We start from the raw sequence: 19,003 nt of genomic DNA, 5'->3' as shown, positions 1-19,003 counted from the left end.
GCCGACGCTAGACGGGATACCCGACAGCTTCTGTCGTGATTTCCTTCAGCTCCCCCTCCTCCATCAGCAGCCATCGGGTGATGCCGATCGACTCCAGGAACGGCAGGTCGTGACTGGCCACGATCAGGGCTCCCTCGTACGACTCCAGCGCCGTGGTCAGCTGCCGGACGCTCGCCATGTCGAGGTTGTTGGTCGGCTCGTCCAGCATCAGCAGCTGCGGCGCGGGCTCCGCCAGCATCAGCGCCGCCAGCGCCGCCCGGAACCGCTCGCCGCCGGAGAGCGTTTCCGCCTTCTGGTCGGCGCGGGCGCCCCGGAACAGGAAGCGGGCGAGCCGGGCCCGGACCCGGTTGTTGGTGGCGTCCGGGGCGAACCGGGCCACGTTCTCGGCGACGGTCAGCTCCGGGGCGAGGACGTCGAGCCGCTGCGGCAGGAACCGCAGGGGCACGTGGACCGCCGCCTCGCCCGACACCGGCTCCAGCTCCCCGGCGATCGTGCGCAGCAGTGTCGTCTTGCCCGCGCCGTTGCGCCCGATCAGCGCCACCCGCTCCGGGCCGCGCAGATCGAGACCGCCGTTCACCCGGGCGCCGTACTCCAGTTCCAGGTCCATGAGGGTGAGGACCCCGCGACCCGGCGGTACGGCCGTGTACGGCAGGTCGACGCGGATCTCGTCGTCGTCCCGCACGGCCTCCACCGCGTCGTCGAGGCGTTCCCTGGCCTCGGCGAGCTTCTCCTCGTGCATGATGCGGTGCTTGCCCGCGGACTCCTGCGCCGCGCGCTTGCGCGCCCCCATGACGATCTTCGGCTCACGCTTCTGGTCCCACATCTTCTGTCCGTACCGCTTGCGGCGGGCCAACTTGACCTGGGCGTCGACCAGTTCGCGCTTCTGCTTGCGGAAGTCCGCCTCGGCGACGCGCACCATCCGCTCGGCGGCCTCCTGTTCGACGGCCAGGGCCTCCTCGTACGCCGAGAAGTTGCCGCCGTACCAGGTGACCTCTCCTGCGCGCAGGTCCGCGATCTGGTCGACCAGGTCCAGCAGTTCACGGTCGTGGCTGACCACGACCATGACCCCCGGCCAGTTCGCGACGGCCGCGTACAGCCGTCTGCGGGCGTACAGGTCGAGGTTGTTGGTGGGCTCGTCGAGCAGCAGCACGTCCGGGCGGCGCAGCAGCAGCGCGGCCAGCCGCAGCAGCACCGACTCGCCGCCCGACACCTCGCCGACGGTGCGTTCGAGACCGATGTGCCCGAGGCCGAGTTCGCCGAGCGTGGCCAGGGCGCGTTCCTCGACGTCCCAGTCGTCGCCGACGGTCTCGAAGTGCTCCTCGGCCACGTCGCCCGCCTCGATGGCGTGCAGCGCGGTCCGCCGGGCGGCGATGCCGAGGGCCTCGTCGACCCTCAGCGCGGTGTCGAGCGTCACGTTCTGCGGCAGGTACCCCACCTCGCCGACGACCCGGACGGCGCCGTCGGCCGGCCGGAGCTCACCGGCGATCAGCTTCAACAGGGTGGACTTCCCCGACCCGTTGACGCCGACGAGGCCGGTGCGGCCGGGGCCGAAGGCGACGTCGAGGCCCTCGAGGACGGTGGTGCCGTCGGGCCAGGTGAAGGCGAGGGAGGTACAGGTGATGGCTGGTGTCATGCGGGCCTCCGCGGTTGCTCGGGGTGATCAGGGGCACACGCGTATCGAGACACCGCGGGACGAGGACCGGCAGCCGGGAGGGAAGGCCTGGGCATGAGGAAAGCCCTGTTCCGCAAGGACCGCAAGGACGGCTCGAACGCCGAGGTCGCACGCGACGTACACACCTGAGCGGTGTGACGCGGTGTCTCAGAACCTCAGACGAGCAACGTCCTTCTCCCATCAACGGCAACAGAACCGCTGTACACCGTAGGAGTGCCCGAAACGGCTGTCAACGGCTTTTCCGAGCACGACGTCATCGCCCCCGAGGAGGCCCCGTGCCCAACGGCCCGCTCTCGCTGCCGGCCCGTCTGTCCCTGCTGGCCTGGGACGCCGACCCGTCCCGGCAGGCCCCCGCGGTGCGGGCCGGGGCCCTCGCCGAGCTGGCCCGGCGGGGCCTGCTGATCGACGACGAGGGCATCGCCACCCCCCGTGACCTCGACTCCAGGACCGGTGACCCGGTCCTGGACGGTCTTCTGGAGCTGGTCAGCGAGTCCTGTCCGCACCGCTGGCGCGTCTGGGTGACGCTGCGCGCGCGGTACACCCTGGACGCGGTCCGGGAGCAACTGGTGGCCGAGGGAGTGCTGCGCGCCGAGAAGCACCGGGTCCTTAGGGTGTTCCCGTCGGTGGAGCACGTCCTGGCCGACACCGCCCGCGCGGACGCCCTGCGCGGGGAGGCCCACCGGATCCTGGCCGGATCCGCACCGGTGGAGGAGGTCCCCGAGCCGACCGCGACCGTCCTCGCCCTCGCCGCCGCCGCGGGCCTGCCGCCGGTGCCGGACGGCTCCCTCCGCGACGGGCGCGCGGACGCCCTGGCCCGCCGCGCCGGAGCGACGACGCCCGCGTTCGGCGCCGTCCTGCGCGAGCTGCGCGCGGGGCTGAGGGACGAGGCGCCGCAGGCCTCGCTCACCCGGGGGCGATGAGACCTCGCTCGGCGAGGACCCGCCCCTGTGGCGCACCCACATGGGTGCGTCCACATGTGGGTGCGCCACAGGGGCGCACACCATGTGTTCCCGCCCCGCGCTGTCGGCCGGCGCCACGCCCCGGTGCACGCGGGCCACGTCCCGCGCGGATCCCCTGCCCGGAGCCCGGGGCCGTCGACCCGGAAGGGCGGGGATCTCGCCGCCGGAAACCACGCGCCCGCCGCCGGTGAAGCCCGGCCACGGCCCGCCCCACCCCGCCCCGGCGCGCGGGAGCCGTCCGGCACGGGGACGCGCGGGACGACGGCCACGCGCACGACACGCTCGGCGCCCCGTCGAACGGCGGGTGCCGGCCGTGCGCGTCAGGCGTCGCGCATCAGCTCCGCGAGATCGTGGTCCAGGTCGAGCCGGAGATGCTCCAGGCCGGTCGGCACCAGCTCGCCGGTGGCCTCCAGGAACCGGCGCAGCTCGCCCGAGCGGACGTGCACGACGGCGGTCCCCTCGGGGGCGTGGAACTCCAGCACGGTGCGGTCGTAGCCGTACGGCCGCACCCGTACGTCGCCGTCGCCCTCGGGCTCCTGCATCCCCGCGGCGAGCAGGTCGCGGGCGAAGGTCCAGCAGACCTCGACGCCCTCCAGGGTGGCGGGCGCGGGGAAGGTCATGCGGACGGCGAACGGGTCGTCGCGGTCGTAGTGCAGGGTGGCGGGAATGCTCGGCATCCGCGGCGCGGCGGCGACGAGACGGGCCTCGACGGTCTGCTCGATGACGGTGGACAACGCCTTGCTCCCTCGTGACGGCTGGACAGGCTTCCGGGGCGGATCGGGTCGGCTACTGGATGAGACGACGGAATCGGCCAATCCGTGCACACGCAAAGCGAGTGACCTCTGTCACCGCCTTCATGCACCCGAGTGACACGGCTCTCCCCGAGTGACCTCCGGGGCACTCGTGCCGCCCGGCGCACCTCCCGTCCACCCGGACGGCCCTCTGGCCGGGGCCCGGGCGGTGGGGGAGAAGGGGCGGGTCGCCCGTCCGGAGCACTGACGCGTGCGGTGTGCCCTGATCGCCGCCGACGTGGGTACCCGCTCGTCGTACCCGAGAGGAAGTGAGCGGACATGCCACGCGGTTCCAGCCCCAAACGGGAGCGTCAGTACGAGCACATCAAGGACAGCGCCGAGGACCGGGGCGAGAGCACCGGGCGCGCCGAGGAGATCGCCGCCCGGACGGTGAACAAGGAGCGCGCCCGGTCCGGCGAGTCGAAGACGGCCAGCCGCACCTCCACGCAGGACATGTCGTCCGGCGAGCGGGGCGGCCGGCGGTCCGGCCAGGGCTCCCAGGGCCCCACCCGGGACCAGCTGTACGAGGAGGCCAGGAAGCGCGGCATCGAGGGCCGTTCGCACATGAACAAGGGCCAGCTCCAGCGGGCGCTCGGCAAGTGAGCCGCCTCCGCGCGGAGAGGACGGGCCGGGAGGCGCCCTCCGCGCGGAGCACGTGCGCCCCGTAGGCTCGGGGCACCATGACGACCGTACGCACACCGGCCGACCGGCCCGTGACCGAGGAAGAGGCCCGCGCGGTCCAGGACGCGCTCCGCGCGCGGGTGGTGCTCGACGAACCGGGCCCGCCGCCCGGCACGGGCCGCGTCACCGGGGTCGACGTGGCGTACGACGACGAGCGGGACGTCGTCGCCGCCGCGGCCGTCGTCCTCGACGCGGCGACCCTCGACGTCGTCGCCGAGTCCACGGCCGTCGGCCGGATCTCGTTCCCGTACGTCCCCGGACTGCTCGCCTTCCGCGAGATCCCCACCGTGCTGGCCGCCCTCGACGCCCTGCCGTGCCCGCCCGGCCTGGTGGTCTGCGACGGCTACGGCCTCGCCCACCCCCGCCGCTTCGGCCTGGCCAGCCACCTCGGCGTCCTCACCGGCCTGCCGACGATCGGCGTCGCCAAGAACCCCTTCACCTTCACCCACGACGAACCGGGCGCCTCGCGCGGCAGCGTCTCCCCACTGCTCGCCGGCCGCGAGGAGGTCGGCCGCGCCCTGCGCACCAGGAACGCCGTCAAACCGGTCTTCGTCTCGGTCGGCCACCGCGTGAGCCTGGACAACGCCTGCGCCCACACCCTGGCCCTGACCCCCGCCTACCGCCTCCCGGAGACCACCCGCAGGGCCGACGCGCTGTGCCGCCGGGCACTCGCCGAGGCCGCCTCCCGCTAGGAGACGTCCTCGACGCTCCACCGCCCCACCTCGCGGTACTCCGAGTCGTAGATCACCGATCCGTCGCCGGGTTCCATGGCACAGTGCCGCAGGTTCCCGCCCCAGTACCGCAGGATCCGGCCCAGTTCACCCGCCGGGTCCTTCGCCAACGCGTCGTTGTCCATGGACACTTCGAGGAGAAATCGCATGCCTTCAAGTGTTTCATTGAACTTCCCTTTGAGAGTCGGCCGCCTTTCCGGCCGCGTTCTCGTGGTGTTCTCCGGGACACGGGGCGCGGAAGTCTCAAGCGCGGGTCAATCCGCCGTGGGACGTGCCCGTGCGGTCCGGGTACCGCTCCCGAGGACCCGTGCGGATGCCGTCCCGCCCGCCCCGGCAGGCTGACGCGCACGGCGGCGCACGGTGCGTCCGGCCTGTCGCCGTCGGCTCACGACCCGTCGGGCGGGCCGTGACCGTCGCCCTCGCCGTCCGGCCGTGCCGGATCGCCGGGATGATCCGCACACCGGCCGGACGGCCGGCCGCGTCAGCTCTCGGCTGGCCGGGTCGCGGCGACGCGGAAGCGGATGCCCGCCGCGTGGAGGCGGTCGATCAGCGCGTCGCCCATCGCCACCGCCGTCGTGACCTGGCCGGCCGTCGGCGGGAGGTCGTCGAAGGCCAGGCAGAGCGCTCCCTCGGCCAGCATCTTCGCCGTCTCGTCGTAGCCGGGGTCGCCGCCCGAGACCTCCGTGTACACCCGGCGCCCGCCGCCCCCGCCGACGAAGCGGACGGTGAACCGGCTCCGGGCGCGCTTCTCGGGGCTCGGCCCGTCGCCGGGCCCGAGCCGGTCGCGGAGCCGGCGTCGCAGGGGCGGGAACTGGGCCGCCGTCACCAGCGCGCCCACGGCCGCCACTCCGCCCACCGCCACCGGAAGCCGCCGCACGGCCGCGTAGTGCCGGTAGCGGAAGTCGGGGCCGTACCGGTCGAGCGCCCTGGCCGAACGGCGCACGATCTGCGCGTCGAGGGTCGGCAGGGGCAGGGCCCAGGCGCCGACCTCCGGCGCGTAGCGCGGCGCGCCCGGCGAGGCCGACGCCCGGCGGCCCACCAGCCGCGGTTCGTGGCGCCGGCGTTCCAGGGCCGCCGCGCGCAGCCCGCGGTGCCGGGCGAACTGGTTCAGCGCCGAGGCGAGGGTCCCGCCCGAGAAGGCCGCGTCGACGTTCACGAAGCCGTCCACGGTCAGCGGCACCCCTTCCGGGAGCCGCCGCACGGTGAAGTACGCGCCCAGGTCGTGCGGCACCGAGTCGAAGCCGCAGGCGTGCACCAGCCGGGCCCCGGTCTCCCGCGCGCGTGCGTCGTGCCGGACGTACGTCAGGTCCACGAACTCGGGCTCACCCGTGAGGTCGACGTAGTCCGTCCCGGTGTCCGCGCAGGCGGCGACGAGTTCCTCGCCGTACTCCACGTAGGGGCCGACGGTGGTGGCGACCACCCGCGCGTGCTCGGCGAGGGCGCGCAGCGAGGCAGGGTCGGACACGTCCGCCCGCAACTGCCCGACCTCCGCGCCGCCGGGCAGCCGCTCCCGCAGCCGCTCCAGCTTCTCCGCGCTGCGGCCGGCGATCGCCCAGCGCAGCCCGGCGGGGGCGTGGTCGGCGAGGTACTCCGCGGTCAGCGCGCCGACGAAGCCGGTCGCTCCGAAGAGCACGATGTCGTACGGACGGTCCGCCCTGTTCAGCCTGCTCATGACACCCCTTGGTCGTGCAGCCGCGCCGCTGTCGGTGGCCGAGGCTAGCGTGAGGGGGACGGAGCCCGACGACGAGCCCGGAGGAAACCGGTGACCGTGCCCCCGAACGCCCCGAAGAAGCGGGAAAAAACGTACGACCGCGCCCCGGGAGGGACCGGCCGTGCGCGTCCCGCCGGAACCCGACGCACACCGGACGGGTGCGCGGACCGGCGCGGGGAACGACGCCGCGCCGTAAAGTGGCCAAGCGCTTGCTCGCCCGGTCTTGTGCCGGGTGGGGCACGTTCCTAGCATCGTAGGTGTCACACCAGTAGTGTCACAGCCGATGGGGGCTCGATGACGGAGGCGAAGGCGCCGGGACACGGTCCGCTCGACGGCGTGCGCGTGGTCGAACTGGCCGGGATCGGGCCCGGCCCGTTCGCCGCCATGCTCCTCGCCGACCTGGGCGCCGACGTCGTGCGCGTGGACCGTCCGGGCGGCCCCGGACTCGGGATCGACCCCGCCCTCGACGTGACCAACCGCAACAAGCGCTCCGTGATCGTCGACCTGAAGGCCCCCGACGGCCCCGCCCGCGTCCTCGACCTCGCCGCCCGCGCCGACGTCCTCGTCGAGGGCTACCGTCCCGGAGTCGCCGAGCGGCTCGGCGTCGGCCCCGCGGACTGCCACGCCCGCAACCCGCGCCTGGTCTACGGCCGGATGACCGGCTGGGGCCAGCAAGGGCCCCTCGCCGACCGCGCCGGCCACGACATCGCCTACATCGCCCTCACCGGCGCCCTCGGCATGATCGGCGACCCGGACGGACCCCCGGCCGTCCCGGCCAACCTGCTCGGCGACTACGCGGGCGGCTCCCTCTACCTCGTCGTCGGCGTCCTCGCCGCGCTGCACCACGCCCGCGCGACCGGCGCCGGACAGGTCGTCGACGCCGCGATCGTGGACGGCGCCGCCCACCTCTCCACGATGATCCACGGCATGCTCGCCGCCGGCGCCTGGCAGGACCGGCGCGGCGCCAACCTCCTCGACGGCGGCTGCCCCTACTACGGCGCCTACGAGACCGCCGACGGCAAGCACATGGCGGTCGGCGCGCTGGAGCCGCGGTTCTACACCGAGTTCCTGCGCCTGCTCGACCTGGACGACCAGGCCGGCGCCCACGCCGACGTCACCCGCTGGCCGGAGCTGCGCGCACAGGTCGCCGCCCGCTTCAGGACCCGCACCCGCGACGAGTGGACGGCCCGGTTCGACGGCTCCGACGCGTGCGTGGCGCCCGTGCTCTCCCTGCGCGAGGCCCCGCGCCACCCGCACCTCGCCGCCCGCTCCACGTTCACGGACCACGCCGGCGTCACCCAGCCCGCACCGGCCCCGCGGTTCTCCGCGACCCCCACCACCGTCCGCACCGGGCCCGCCCGGCCGGGCGCCGACACCGACGACGTGGCCCGCGACTGGGACGTGCCCCGGCTGCTGTCCCCGTCCCCGGAGCCCTCGTAGCCCCACAGCCCCCGAACCCTCGGCGAAAGGCCCTCTCGTGAGCACCGAAGCGTACGTGTACGACGCGATCCGCACCCCGCGCGGGCGCGGCAAGGCAGGCGGCGCCCTGCACGGCACCAAGCCCGTCGACCTGGTCGTCGGCCTCATCCACGAGATCCGCGACCGCTTCCCCGGCCTCGACCCGGCCGCCGTCGACGACATCGTGCTCGGCGTCGTCGGCCCGGTCGGCGACCAGGGCTCCGACATCGCCCGCATCGCCGCCATCGCCGCCGGACTGCCGGACACGGTGGCGGGCGTCCAGGAGAACCGCTTCTGCGCCTCGGGTCTGGAGGCCGTCAACCTGGCCGCCGCCAAGATCCGTTCCGGCTGGGAGGACCTCGTCCTCGCGGGCGGCGTCGAGTCGATGTCCCGGGTGCCGATGGCCTCCGACGGAGGCGCCTGGTTCAACGACCCGATGACCAACCTCGCCACCGGCTTCGTCCCGCAGGGCATCGGCGCCGACCTGATCGCCACCATCGAGGGCTTCTCCCGGCGGGACGTCGACGAGTACGCCGCCCTGTCGCAGGAGCGCGCGGCCACCGCCTGGAAGGAGAACCGCTTCGAGCGGTCCGTCGTCCCGGTGAGGGACCGCAGCGGCCTCACCGTCCTCGACCACGACGAGCACCTGCGCCCCGGCACCACCGCCGACTCGCTCGCCAAGCTGAAGCCGTCCTTCGCCGACATCGGCGAGCTGGGCGGCTTCGACGCCGTGGCCCTGCAGAAGTACCACTGGGTGGAGAGGATCGACCACGTCCACCACGCGGGCAACTCCTCCGGCATCGTCGACGGCGCCGCGCTCGTCGCCATCGGCTCCAAGGAGGCCGGCGAGCGCCACGGGCTCACCCCGCGCGCCCGCATCGTCTCCGCCGCCGTCTCCGGCTCCGAGCCCACCATCATGCTCACCGGCCCCGCCCCCGCCACCCGCAAGGCCCTCGCCAGGGCCGGCCTCACCATCGACGACATCGACCTCGTCGAGATCAACGAGGCGTTCGCCGCGGTCGTCCTGCGGTTCGCGCGGGCGGGACATGGGCCTGTCCCTGGACAAGGTCAACGTCAACGGCGGCGCCATCGCCCTGGGCCACCCGCTCGGCGCCACCGGCGCGATGATCCTCGGCACCCTCGTCGACGAGCTCGAGCGCCAGGACAAGCGCTACGGCCTCGCCACGCTGTGCGTCGGCGGCGGCATGGGCATCGCCACTGTCGTCGAACGCCTCTGAACCCGGCGACCCGCCACCTCACTCACGGAGACTTCCCCATGACCGAGAGCACCACCATCCGCTGGGAACAGGACCGCACCGGCGTCGTCACCCTCGTCATCGACGACCCCGGCCAGTCCGCGAACACCATGAACCAGGCGTTCCGCGACTCCCTCGCCGTGATCACCGACCGCCTGGAGGCGGAGAAGGACTCCCTCCGCGGCGTCATCATCACCTCCGCCAAGAAGACCTTCTTCGCCGGCGGCGACCTGCGCGACCTGATCCGGGTCACCCCCGAGACGGCGCAGGACCTCTTCGACGGCGGCATGGCCCTCAAGCGGCACCTGCGCCGCATCGAGACCCTCGGCAAGCCGGTCGTCGCCGCGATCAACGGCGCCGCCCTCGGCGGCGGTTACGAACTCGCCCTCGCCTGCCACCACCGGATCGCCCTCGACGCCCCCGGCTCCAAGATCGGCTGCCCCGAGGTCACCCTCGGCCTGCTCCCCGGAGGCGGCGGCGTCGTCCGCACCGTCCGCATGCTCGGCATCACCGACGCGCTGCTGAAGGTGCTCCTCCAGGGCACCCAGTACAGCCCGCGCCGCGCCCGGCAGAACGGCCTGGTCGACGACGTCGCCGACACGCGCGAGGAGATGCTCGCCAAGGCCCGCGCCTTCATCGAGGCCAACCCCGAGTCCGCCCAGCCCTGGGACAGGCCCGGCTACCGCATCCCCGGCGGCACCCCCGCACACCCGAAGTTCGCCGCCAACCTGCCGGCCTTCCCGGCCAACCTGCGCAAGCAGACGGGCGGCGCCCCCTACCCGGCCCCGCGCTCCATCATGGCCGCCGCCGTCGAGGGCTCCCAGGTCGACTTCGAGACCGCCCAGGTCATCGAGGCCCGCTACTTCGTCGAGCTGGCCACCGGACAGACCGCGAAGAACATGATCCAGGCGTTCTTCTTCGACCTCCAGGCCGTCAACTCCGGCGCCAGCCGTCCGAAGGGCGTCGAACCGCGCAAGGTCACCAGGGTCGCCGTCCTCGGCGCCGGGATGATGGGCGCCGGCATCGCCTACTCGTGCGCCCGCGCGGGCATCGACGTCGTCCTCAAGGACGTCTCCCTGGAAGCCGCCGTCAAGGGCAGGGGCTACTCCGATAAGCTGTGCGCCAAGGCCGTCGCCAAGGGCCGCACCACCCGGGAGAAGGCCGACGCGCTGCTCGCCCGGATCACGCCCACCGCCGAGGCCGCCGACCTCGCCGGCTGCGACGCGGTCATCGAGGCCGTCTTCGAGGACACCTCCCTCAAGCACAAGGTGTTCCAGGAGATCCAGGGCGTCGTCGCCCCCGACGCGCTGCTGTGCTCCAACACCTCCACCCTGCCCATCACCGCCCTCGCCGAGGGCGTCGAGCGCCAGGCCGACTTCATCGGGCTGCACTTCTTCTCGCCCGTCGACAAGATGCCGCTGGTCGAGATCATCAAGGGCGAGCGCACCGGCGACGAGGCACTGGCCCGCGCCTTCGACCTGGTGCGGCAGATCAACAAGACCCCCATCGTCGTCAACGACTCGCGCGGCTTCTTCACCTCACGCGTGATCGGCCACTTCATCAACGAGGGCGTCGCCATGGTCGGCGAGGGCGTCGAGCCCGCGTCGGTCGAGCAGGCCGCCGCCCAGGCGGGCTACCCGGCCAAGGTGCTCTCCCTGATGGACGAGCTGACCCTCACCCTGCCGCGCAAGATCCGGGCCGAGTCGAAGCGGGCCGTCGAGGAGGCCGGCGGCACCTGGACCGCGCACCCCGCCGAGGCGGTCGTCGACCGCATGGTCGACGAGTTCGGGCGCCCCGGCCGCAGCGGCGGCGCCGGCTTCTACGAGTACGACGAGGACGGCAGGCGGGGGAGGCTGTGGCCGGGGCTGCGCGAGCACTTCGCCAAGCCCGGCCACGAGATCCCGTTCGCGGACATGCAGGAGCGGATGCTCTTCTCCGAGGCGCTGGACACCGTCCGGCTGCTGGAGGAGGGCGTGCTGACCTCCGTCGCCGACGCCAACATCGGCTCCATCCTCGGCATCGGCTTCCCGGGCTGGACCGGCGGCGTCCTGCAGTACGTCAACGGCTACGAGGGCGGCCTGCCCGGATTCACGGCCCGCGCGCGGGAACTCGCCGAGCGCTACGGCGAGCGCTTCGCCCCGCCGGCGCTGCTGGTGGCGAAGGCGGAGCGGGGGGAGACCTTCACGGACGCCCGCTGACCCGCCGCACGGGGTGACGGGGCCCGTCCCGTCACCCCTCCTCGTCGAGCCACTCCCGCAGCTCCTCCCGCAGCGACCGCTGGAAGGCGGTCAGCAGCGCCTGCACCACCAGCGGGTGCATCCGGGCGGACAGGGACCGCACGTCCCGCGCGTCCCGCTCCGCGACCGCCTCGCGCAGCAGCCGCGACAGCTCGCGGGCGGCCGCGCGGGAGTGCTCGATGAGCGCGGTGCGCGCGGCGAGGACCGTCTCGTGGGACAGCGGTACGTCCAGCAGCTCCACCCCGAGCCGCAGCAGCCCGGGGTCCACCCGGAACACCTCGCCGTCCCGCTCGACGACGCTCATCGCCGCCAGCCGCCGGAGGTCCTCCTCGCTCAGCGGCTGCCCCGCCCGGCGCTCCAGCTCCCCGCGCGACACCGTCTCCACCGCCTCGGGCGCCCAGGAGGCCACCACCGCCCGCTGGACCGCCAGGTCCCGGGCGCTCAGATCCGGCGGCAGCTGCCCCAGGTACCGCTCGATCGCCGCCAGTGTCATGCCCCGGTGCTGCAACTCCTCGATCAGCTCCAGCCGGGCCAGGTGCTCCCGCCCGTAGTGACCGACCCGCCGGGGACCGATCACCGGCGGCGGCAGCAGCCCTCTGGTGCCGTAGAAACGGACCGTGCGCACGGTGACACCGGCTCGGGCCGCCAGTTCGTCGATCGTGAGCGGCTGCTCGGTCTCGGTCGTCATGTGCAGCAGTATCGCTGTCCCACCACCGCTGTGACACCCGGACCGGCCCCGGCGGCCGCCGGGGCCGGGACCTGTCGCAGCCGGCCGGGCGGCGGGCCAAAGCCGCTGTCGGTGGCGACGCCTGCGGTGGTGTCATGTCGGGGATCGCATGCGTCCGGGGTGACGCCACCGTTCCGTCGGTGAAGGGCGTCAAGGTCATCGCCCATGTCCGCAACGACATCGGGGGCCGGGGGAAGGGCTTCGTCCTGGCCGTGTCGCGCCGCCGGCCCGAACCGGAGGCCGCCTACCGGGCCTGGCGCCGGGACCGGGCCGCCGACGACTTCGGCCTGGGCGCGGTCCGACTGGTCCAGGCCGAGCGGTACGTCCGGGTGGCCGACATGATCGGCCGGCGTGGTGTACGGACGGGCAGCAAGGGCGTCCCCGTCCGTTACGAGGCGACCGACACCGCCCTCGACCGCCTCGCCGGCCACACGAGGGCCCTCGGCGCCTCGGTCCACATGCCCCGCATCGGCTGCGGTCCGGCCGGCGGCACGTGGTCCCGGATCGAGCCGCTCATCACCGAGCGGCCGGCGAAGCGCGGGACACCGGTGACGGTGTACGACCACGGCGACCGAGCGGACCGGTCACCGGCCCCGGGCGCACGGTCGGCCGCCGAGGCGCCCATGGCCCGTCAACCGCCCTCTTCTGCACTGGAGTTGACACCTGTACCGTCCCGCGCATGCCGAAACGCACGCGCTTCACGATCTGGAGACCGCTCGCTGCGGCGGCGGCCACCGCCGCCCTGACGGCCACGCTCCTCACCCCCGCGGCGGCACACGCCGCACCGCCGCGCCAGAGCCTGCCCGTCCACTCCTACGACGACGCCGTCCGCGAGGCCGTCTGGGTGGACACCGGACTCGACGAGGACCGGGACGGACGCACCGACCGGGTCGCCGTCGACATCGTCCGGCCCCGCGAACCCGCGCAGCGGGGCCGGAAGGTTCCCGTCATCATGGACGCCAGCCCGTACTACTCCTGCTGCGGGCGCGGCAACGAGAGCCAGCGGAAGACCTACGACGCGAACGGCGACATCGTCCGGATGCCGCTGTTCTACGACAACTACTTCGTGCCGCGCGGCTACGCCGTCGTCGGCGTCGACCTGGCCGGAACCAACCGGTCCGACGGCTGCGTGGACGTCGGAGGCCGCTCCGACATCCAGTCCGCCAAGGCGGTCGTCGACTGGCTGAACGGCCGGGGCGGGGCCTACACCAGCCGCACCGGCACCGAACGGGCCCGGGCCGACTGGACCGACGGCCGCACCGGGATGATCGGCAAGAGCTGGGACGGCACCATCGCCAACGGGGTCGCCGCCACCGGCGTCGAGGGCCTGGAGACCATCGTCCCGATCGCCGCCATCTCCTCCTGGTACGACTACTACTTCACCCGGGGCGCCCCGCTCTACGACTCCGGTCCCGACTGGCTGTCCCGGTACGTCGAGAGCCCCGAGGCCCGCGCACGGTGCGCCGAGGTCCAGCGCGCACTCGTCGAGGGCGCCCCGCGCACCGGCGACCGGACCCCGCTGTGGACCGAACGCGACTACGTGCGCGCCGCGAAGAAGGTGAGGGCCAGCGTCTTCCTGGTGCACGGCATGCAGGACCTCAACGTACGGATGCAGCACGTCGGCCCGTGGTGGGACGCCCTCGCGAGGAACGGCGTCGAGCGCAAGATCTGGCTCTCCCAGACCGGTCACGTCGACCCCTTCGACTTCCGCCGCGCCGAATGGGTCGACACCCTGCACCGCTGGTTCGACCACGAACTCCTCGGCTACGACAACGGCATCGACCGCGAACCCGTGGCCGACATCGAACGCCGCCCCGACCAGTGGGTGACCTCGAAGAGCTGGCCGCCGCGCGACACGCGGACCACGACCCTGCGCCCCGCACAGGGCGCCGAGGCCGGCGTCGGCACCCTCGGCCTGCGCAGGGGCGGGGGGACCGAGGCCTTCACCGACGACCCGCGGCTGAGCGAGACCGACTGGGCCGCCCGCGTCGACACCCCGACCCCGGACAAGGCCGGCTTCGTCACCGGCCCGCTCACCCGCGACCTGCGCCTGTCCGGCGCCTCCCGGGTCACCGTCACCGCCACTCCCAGCACACCCACGGCCCACCTCTCCGCCGTACTCGTGGACCTCGGCCCCGACACCGTCCGCGACCACGCCGCCGACGGAGAGGGCATCACCACCCTCCCGGAGCGGACCTGCTGGGGCGCGAGCACCACCGGCGACAGCTCCTGCTTCCAGGAGACCCGCGCCGCGACCGCCGACGTGGAGCACACGATCGTCAGCCGTGGCTGGGCCGACCTCGGCGACCACGCCGACGACGGCGAGGGCGAGCCGCTCACCCCCGGCGAGCGGTACACCATCACCCTCGACCTGGCGGCCACCGACCACGTCGTGCCCCGGGGCCACCGCCTGGCACTGATCGTGGCCGGCACCGACCGGGGCCTGATCGATCCCCCGGCCGACACCCCGACGCTCACCCTCGACCTGGCCCGCACCTTCGCGCGGGTGCCGTTCGTCGGGGGAACGGCCGCCTTCGCCCGCGCCACGGCGGGCCCGCGCACCGCGGCCCCGGGCACCGTCCTGGACGGCGTGGACCGGCCGGAACCCACCGCCCACCGCGTCCCCGGAGCCCGGTGAAACGCGCCCTCGCGGCGTGTCACCGGGTGGAGGAGGTCGATACCTTCCGCCGCTGAGGTGAGTTTTGCGCCAAAGGTGGTAGGGGCGTAACGGGAGGAGTGCTCTCCGCCCCACGGCTCTGAGGGAAGGTGCCGCCCGTGACGCACGACCAGCACAGCGACGAGGACGACACGGCGGGCCCGCTGCCGGGTTCCGAAGCGGGCCTGCCGGGCCGGGAGCACCCGCGGACCGACCGGGTGGTGTTCGGCGTCACCGCCGTGCTCACCCTCGCGTTCGTGCTGTGGGGCGCCATCGGGACGGACTCGCTCGAGAACGTCTCCAGCAGCGCGCTCGGCGGGCTGATGCACAACGGCGGCTGGGCGTTCATGCTGGCCGCCTCCGGCTTCGTGGTCTTCGCCCTCTGGCTCGCGGCCAGCCGCTACGGCCGGATCCACCTCGGCGCGGAGGGCGAGAAACCGGAGTTCCGCACGGTGTCGTGGATCGCCATGATGTTCAGCGCGGGCATGGGCATCGGCCTGATGTTCTGGGGGGTGAGCGAACCGCTGGCGCACTACACGACGCCCCCGCCGGGCACCCACCCGGCCGACTCGGGCGCTCGCATGGAGACGGCCATGGCCACCACCCTGTTCCACTGGACGCTCCACCCGTGGGCGATCTACGCGGTGGTCGGCCTCGCCATCGCCTACAGCACCTTCCGCCGGCGCCGCCGGCAGACCATCAGCGCCGTGTTCACCCCGCTCATCGGCGAGAAGAACGCGGGCGGCGTCGGCGGCCGGGTCATCGACGTGCTCGCCATCATCGCGACCGTCTTCGGCTCCGCGGCCTCGCTCGGCCTCGGCGCGCTGCAGATCGGCTCCGGTGTGGAGAAGCTCGACTGGCTGGACAAGGCCGGCACCGGGCTGCTGGTCGGCATCATCGCGGTGCTCACCGTGGCGTTCGTGGCCTCCGCGGTCTCCGGTGTGGAGAAGGGCATCCAGTGGCTGTCGAACATCAACATGGTGCTGGCCCTGGTCCTCGCCGTGTTCGTGTTCGTCGTGGGCCCCACCATCCTCGTCCTCGACCTGCTGCCGACCTCGGTCTTCGGCTACCTCGGCGACCTGCCCCAGCTGGCCGGCCGCACCGAGATCAGCGGCGGTGAGGACGTCCCCGCATGGCTGGGCAGCTGGACCGTCTTCTACTGGGCCTGGTGGATCTCCTGGACGCCCTTCGTGGGCATGTTCATCGCCCGCATCAGCCGGGGCCGGACCATCCGTCAGTTCATCGGCGGGGTCATCCTGGTCCCCAGCGCGGTCAGCCTGGTCTGGTTCGCGATCTTCGGCGGCTCGGCGATGAAGCTGCAGGAGCAGAACCGGCTCGGCGACGAGACGACCCCCGAGGGCCGGCTCTTCGCCGTGCTGCAGGAGTACCCCGTCGCCACCGTCACCAGCCTGCTGGTGATGACCCTCGTCGGCATCTTCTTCGTCTCGGGCGCCGACGCCGCCTCCATCGTGATGGGCACGCTCTCGCAGAAGGGCGCGCTCGAACCCAGCCGCTGGGTGGTGGTGTTCTGGGGCGTGGTCACCGGCGCGGTGGCGGCGATCATGCTGCTGGTCGGCAGCGGACAGGGCGACGCGCTGACCGGCCTGCAGAACCTCACGATCCTCGCGGCGGCCCCGTTCGTCGTCGTGATGCTCTTCATGTGCGTGGCGCTCATGCGCGACCTGCGCAGCGACCCGCTCATCGTGCGGGGCGAGATGGGCTCCGAGGCGGTGGAACTCGCGGTCATCGAGGGCCATAAGAAGTACGACGGCGAATTCGAGATCCGCGTGGGCCCGGGCCGCGGCCCGGACGTGGAGGGCGACCCCATCGGCAAACACTGACCCCTCATGACGGACCGAGGCCGTCCCTCGCCGAACCGCGGGCAGTCGTGCCGCAGGGCGGCACGGGCGGGCGCGCCGGCACCTTGCGGACGCCGGCCCAGCGCGGCCCCGGCGGGTTCGGCGTGCGGCAAGCACTGCCGCCTCCTCCGCCCACGCCCCCGTAGTCGTGCACCGGGAACCGCCCGTCCGGCAGCGGCACCCGCTCCAGCCGCACCGCGCCCCGGTCCGGTCGCGACCCCGCCCGGTGCTCCAGGACCCGCGCCCCCGCGACGGCCGGGCACAGCGCCGCACGATCGCCTCGGACACCGCCGGATCCGGCTTCGGGGACCACGCGTCCTCCTCCGCCGTACCGCCCGGCACCAGCCGCCCCGGCTGCGGGGAGAGGCACGCCACCGGGCCGTCCGCCCCCGTGGACACCCTCCGGGTACAAGGGCGGGGCGCACCTCGTGGCGCGCACCGGCGGGACGGTGCGGGTGAGCGGGCGGGGCGGTGGGAACCGGGGCGCGACCGGCCGCGCGCGGCCATTAGGATCGGCGGTCTGATGACTGCCACCCTCGTCGCCAAGAACCTCGCCGCCGGGCACGGCGACCGCTCCCTGTTCACCGGTCTCGACCTCGTCGTCGCGCCCGGCGACGTGATCGGTCTGGTCGGTGCCAACGGCGCGGGCAAGTCCACGCTGCTGCGCCTGCTCGCCGGCCTCACCGCGCCGGAACAGGGCGAGCTGCGCCTCTCCCCGCCCACCGCGACCGTCGGGCACCTCCCGCAGGAGCCGGAGCGCCGGCCCGGCGAGAGCGTACGGGCGTTCCTGGCCCGCCGCACCGGTGTCGCCGAGGCCCAGCGGACCATGGACGAGGCGACCCAGGCCCTGGTCGACGGCGCGCCGGGCGCGGAGGACGCGTACGCCACGAGCCTGGAGCGCTGGCTGTCCCTGGGCGGCGCCGACCTCGACGAGCGCGCCGAGGAGGTCGCCGGCTCCCTCGGTCTGGCCGTCGGCCTGGACCAGCCGATGACCTCGCTGTCCGGCGGCCAGGCGGCCCGCGCCCAACTCGCCTCCCTGCTCCTCTCCCGCTACGACGTCTTCCTCCTCGACGAGCCGACCAACGACCTCGACCTGGACGGCCTGGAACGCCTCGAACGCTTCGTGGCCGGCCTGCGCGCCGGCACGGTCGTCGTCAGCCACGACCGCGAGTTCCTCACCCGCACGGTCACCAAGGTCCTCGAACTCGACCTCGCCCAGCGGCAGGTCAACCTCTACGGCGGTGGCTACGAGGCCTACCTGGAGGAGCGGGAGGTGGCCCGCCGGCACGCCCGCGGCGAGTACGAGGAGTACGCCGACAAGAGGGCCGCCCTCCAGGACCGGGCGCAGACGCAGCGCGCCTGGATGGACAAGGGCGTGAAGAACGCGCGCCGCAAGGCGGGCAACGACAACGACAAGATCGGCCGCAAGTTCCGCAGCGAGGCCAGCGAGAAGCAGGCCGCGAAGGCGCGTCAGACCCAGCGCATGATCGAACGCCTCGACGTGGTCGAGGAGCCGCGCAAGGAGTGGGAGCTGCGCATGGAGATCGCGTCGGCGTCGCGCTCCGGCGCGGTGGTGGCGACGCTGAGGGACGCCGAGGTACGGCGCGGCGACTTCACCCTCGGCCCGGTCTCCCTGCAGATCGACTGGGCGGACCGGGTGGCCGTCACGGGCGCCAACGGCGCGGGCAAGTCCACGCTGCTCGGCGCCCTGCTGGGCCGCGTCCCGCTCGACGCCGGGCACGCCGCGCTGGGCTCGGGCGTGCTCCTCGGCGAGGTGGACCAGGCCCGCGCGCTGTTCCACGGCCCCCAGACCCTGCTCGACGCGTTCCGCCCGGCGGTACCGGACCTGGAGCCGGCCGACATCCGCACGCTGCTGGCCAAGTTCGGCCTCAAGGCGGACCACGTCGTGCGCCCCGCGGCCTCCCTCTCCCCGGGCGAACGCACGAGGGCCGCGCTGGCCCTCCTCCAGGGCAGGGGCGTCAACCTCCTGGTCCTCGACGAGCCGACCAACCACCTGGACCTGCCGGCCATCGAGCAACTCGAATCAGCCCTGAACACCTACCAGGGCACCCTCCTCCTGATCACCCACGACCGCCGCATGCTCGACGCGGTCGAGGTGACCAGACGCCTGGAGGTCACGGCCGGCAAGGTCGTGGAACGGTAGCTGCGGGCAGTCGTGCCTCCCCCAGTGCCTCAAGGGCCTGGGAGGCACCCCCAGGGCGGCACGGGTGGGCGCTGGGGGTGCCCCCTCCGGGGAGGCACCCG

Annotated in this window: 13 protein-coding genes and 3 pseudogenes; 10 read left to right on the top strand and 6 right to left on the bottom strand. The window is 73.6% G+C overall.

All coding sequences use genetic code 11. The features are described 5' to 3' along the window. Positions 1-7: 7 nt before the first annotated feature. Complete coding sequence (locus ADK41_RS13025; RefSeq protein WP_030818756.1) at positions 8-1,633, bottom strand: ABC-F family ATP-binding cassette domain-containing protein; 1,626 nt, start codon at positions 1,631-1,633, stop codon at positions 8-10. A gap of 314 nt (positions 1,634-1,947) precedes the next feature. Between ADK41_RS13025 and ADK41_RS13020 the strand changes: the two genes are divergently transcribed. Further along, complete coding sequence (locus tag ADK41_RS13020; protein ID WP_030818755.1) at positions 1,948-2,592, top strand: GOLPH3/VPS74 family protein; 645 nt, start codon at positions 1,948-1,950, stop codon at positions 2,590-2,592. A 359-nt stretch (positions 2,593-2,951) separates the two neighbouring features. Here the strand turns inward: ADK41_RS13020 and ADK41_RS13015 are convergent, their stop codons facing one another. Continuing rightward, a complete protein-coding gene (locus ADK41_RS13015; protein WP_030818754.1) occupies positions 2,952-3,365 on the bottom strand; it encodes an SsgA family sporulation/cell division regulator in 414 nt (137 codons plus the stop codon). Between the two features lie 336 nt (positions 3,366-3,701). Here ADK41_RS13015 and ADK41_RS13010 point away from each other — a divergent pair, with 336 nt between their 5' ends. Further along, complete coding sequence (locus ADK41_RS13010; RefSeq protein ID WP_030818753.1) at positions 3,702-4,025, top strand: hypothetical protein; 324 nt, start codon at positions 3,702-3,704, stop codon at positions 4,023-4,025. A gap of 77 nt (positions 4,026-4,102) precedes the next feature. Further along, on the top strand, positions 4,103-4,795 hold the full coding sequence (locus ADK41_RS13005; protein WP_030818752.1) for an endonuclease V: 693 nt from the start codon (positions 4,103-4,105) through the stop codon (positions 4,793-4,795). Here ADK41_RS13005 and ADK41_RS13000 read toward each other — a convergent pair. Next, positions 4,792-4,983 (bottom strand): hypothetical protein, encoded by a 192-nt coding sequence (locus ADK41_RS13000; protein WP_030818750.1) that lies wholly within the window; start codon positions 4,981-4,983, stop codon positions 4,792-4,794. The genes ADK41_RS13005 and ADK41_RS13000 overlap by 4 nt on opposite strands. Positions 4,984-5,315: 332 nt before the next feature. Continuing rightward, positions 5,316-6,506: a saccharopine dehydrogenase family protein gene (locus tag ADK41_RS12995; protein ID WP_030818747.1), complete on the bottom strand. Its 1,191-nt coding sequence runs from the start codon at positions 6,504-6,506 to the stop codon at positions 5,316-5,318. A gap of 333 nt (positions 6,507-6,839) precedes the next feature. On the opposite strand from ADK41_RS12995, the gene ADK41_RS12990 reads away from it, so the two are divergent. The 3 genes and pseudogenes from ADK41_RS12990 (at position 6,840) to ADK41_RS12985 (ending at position 11,457) form a co-directional block, all read left to right on the top strand. Further along, the gene (locus ADK41_RS12990) at positions 6,840-7,985 is read left to right on the top strand and encodes a CaiB/BaiF CoA transferase family protein (RefSeq protein ID WP_030818745.1); all 1,146 of its coding nucleotides are present in this window, start codon (positions 6,840-6,842) and stop codon (positions 7,983-7,985) included. Positions 7,986-8,022: 37 nt separating this feature from the next. Beyond that, positions 8,023-9,241, top strand: a pseudogene (locus tag ADK41_RS39180) (acetyl-CoA C-acetyltransferase). Between the two features lie 38 nt (positions 9,242-9,279). Further along, entirely contained in the window at positions 9,280-11,457 is a 2,178-nt protein-coding gene (locus ADK41_RS12985; RefSeq protein WP_030818743.1) for a 3-hydroxyacyl-CoA dehydrogenase NAD-binding domain-containing protein, read from the top strand. A 31-nt stretch (positions 11,458-11,488) separates the two neighbouring features. Here the strand turns inward: ADK41_RS12985 and ADK41_RS12980 are convergent, their stop codons facing one another. Next, positions 11,489-12,184 (bottom strand): MerR family transcriptional regulator, encoded by a 696-nt coding sequence (locus ADK41_RS12980; protein WP_030818740.1) that lies wholly within the window; start codon positions 12,182-12,184, stop codon positions 11,489-11,491. A gap of 134 nt (positions 12,185-12,318) precedes the next feature. Here ADK41_RS12980 and ADK41_RS12975 point away from each other — a divergent pair. From ADK41_RS12975 to ADK41_RS12965, 3 genes and pseudogenes are all read left to right on the top strand, one after another. After that, positions 12,319-12,795, top strand: a pseudogene (locus ADK41_RS12975) (Appr-1-p processing protein); the annotation flags it as partial. 107 nt (positions 12,796-12,902) lie between these two features. Continuing rightward, positions 12,903-14,861 (top strand): Xaa-Pro dipeptidyl-peptidase, encoded by a 1,959-nt coding sequence (locus ADK41_RS12970; protein WP_030818735.1) that lies wholly within the window; start codon positions 12,903-12,905, stop codon positions 14,859-14,861. A 137-nt stretch (positions 14,862-14,998) separates the two neighbouring features. Continuing rightward, positions 14,999-16,720, top strand: coding sequence for a BCCT family transporter (locus ADK41_RS12965; RefSeq protein ID WP_030818733.1), 1,722 nt, complete (start codon positions 14,999-15,001; stop codon positions 16,718-16,720). Positions 16,721-16,862: 142 nt separating this feature from the next. Here the strand turns inward: ADK41_RS12965 and ADK41_RS43095 are convergent. Further along, positions 16,863-17,104: pseudogene (locus ADK41_RS43095) on the bottom strand (amino acid oxidase); the annotation flags it as partial. Positions 17,105-17,261: 157 nt separating this feature from the next. Here ADK41_RS43095 and ADK41_RS12960 point away from each other — a divergent pair. Beyond that, positions 17,262-18,902, top strand: coding sequence for an ABC-F family ATP-binding cassette domain-containing protein (locus ADK41_RS12960; RefSeq protein WP_030818730.1), 1,641 nt, complete (start codon positions 17,262-17,264; stop codon positions 18,900-18,902). Positions 18,903-19,003 lie beyond the last annotated feature (101 nt).

It is taken from the genome of Streptomyces caelestis (assembly GCF_001279005.1).
Lineage (GTDB): Bacteria > Actinomycetota > Actinomycetes > Streptomycetales > Streptomycetaceae > Streptomyces > Streptomyces heliomycini.
Note: the sequence above shows the minus strand (reverse complement) of the source record. Positions and strands in the feature narration are given on the sequence as shown.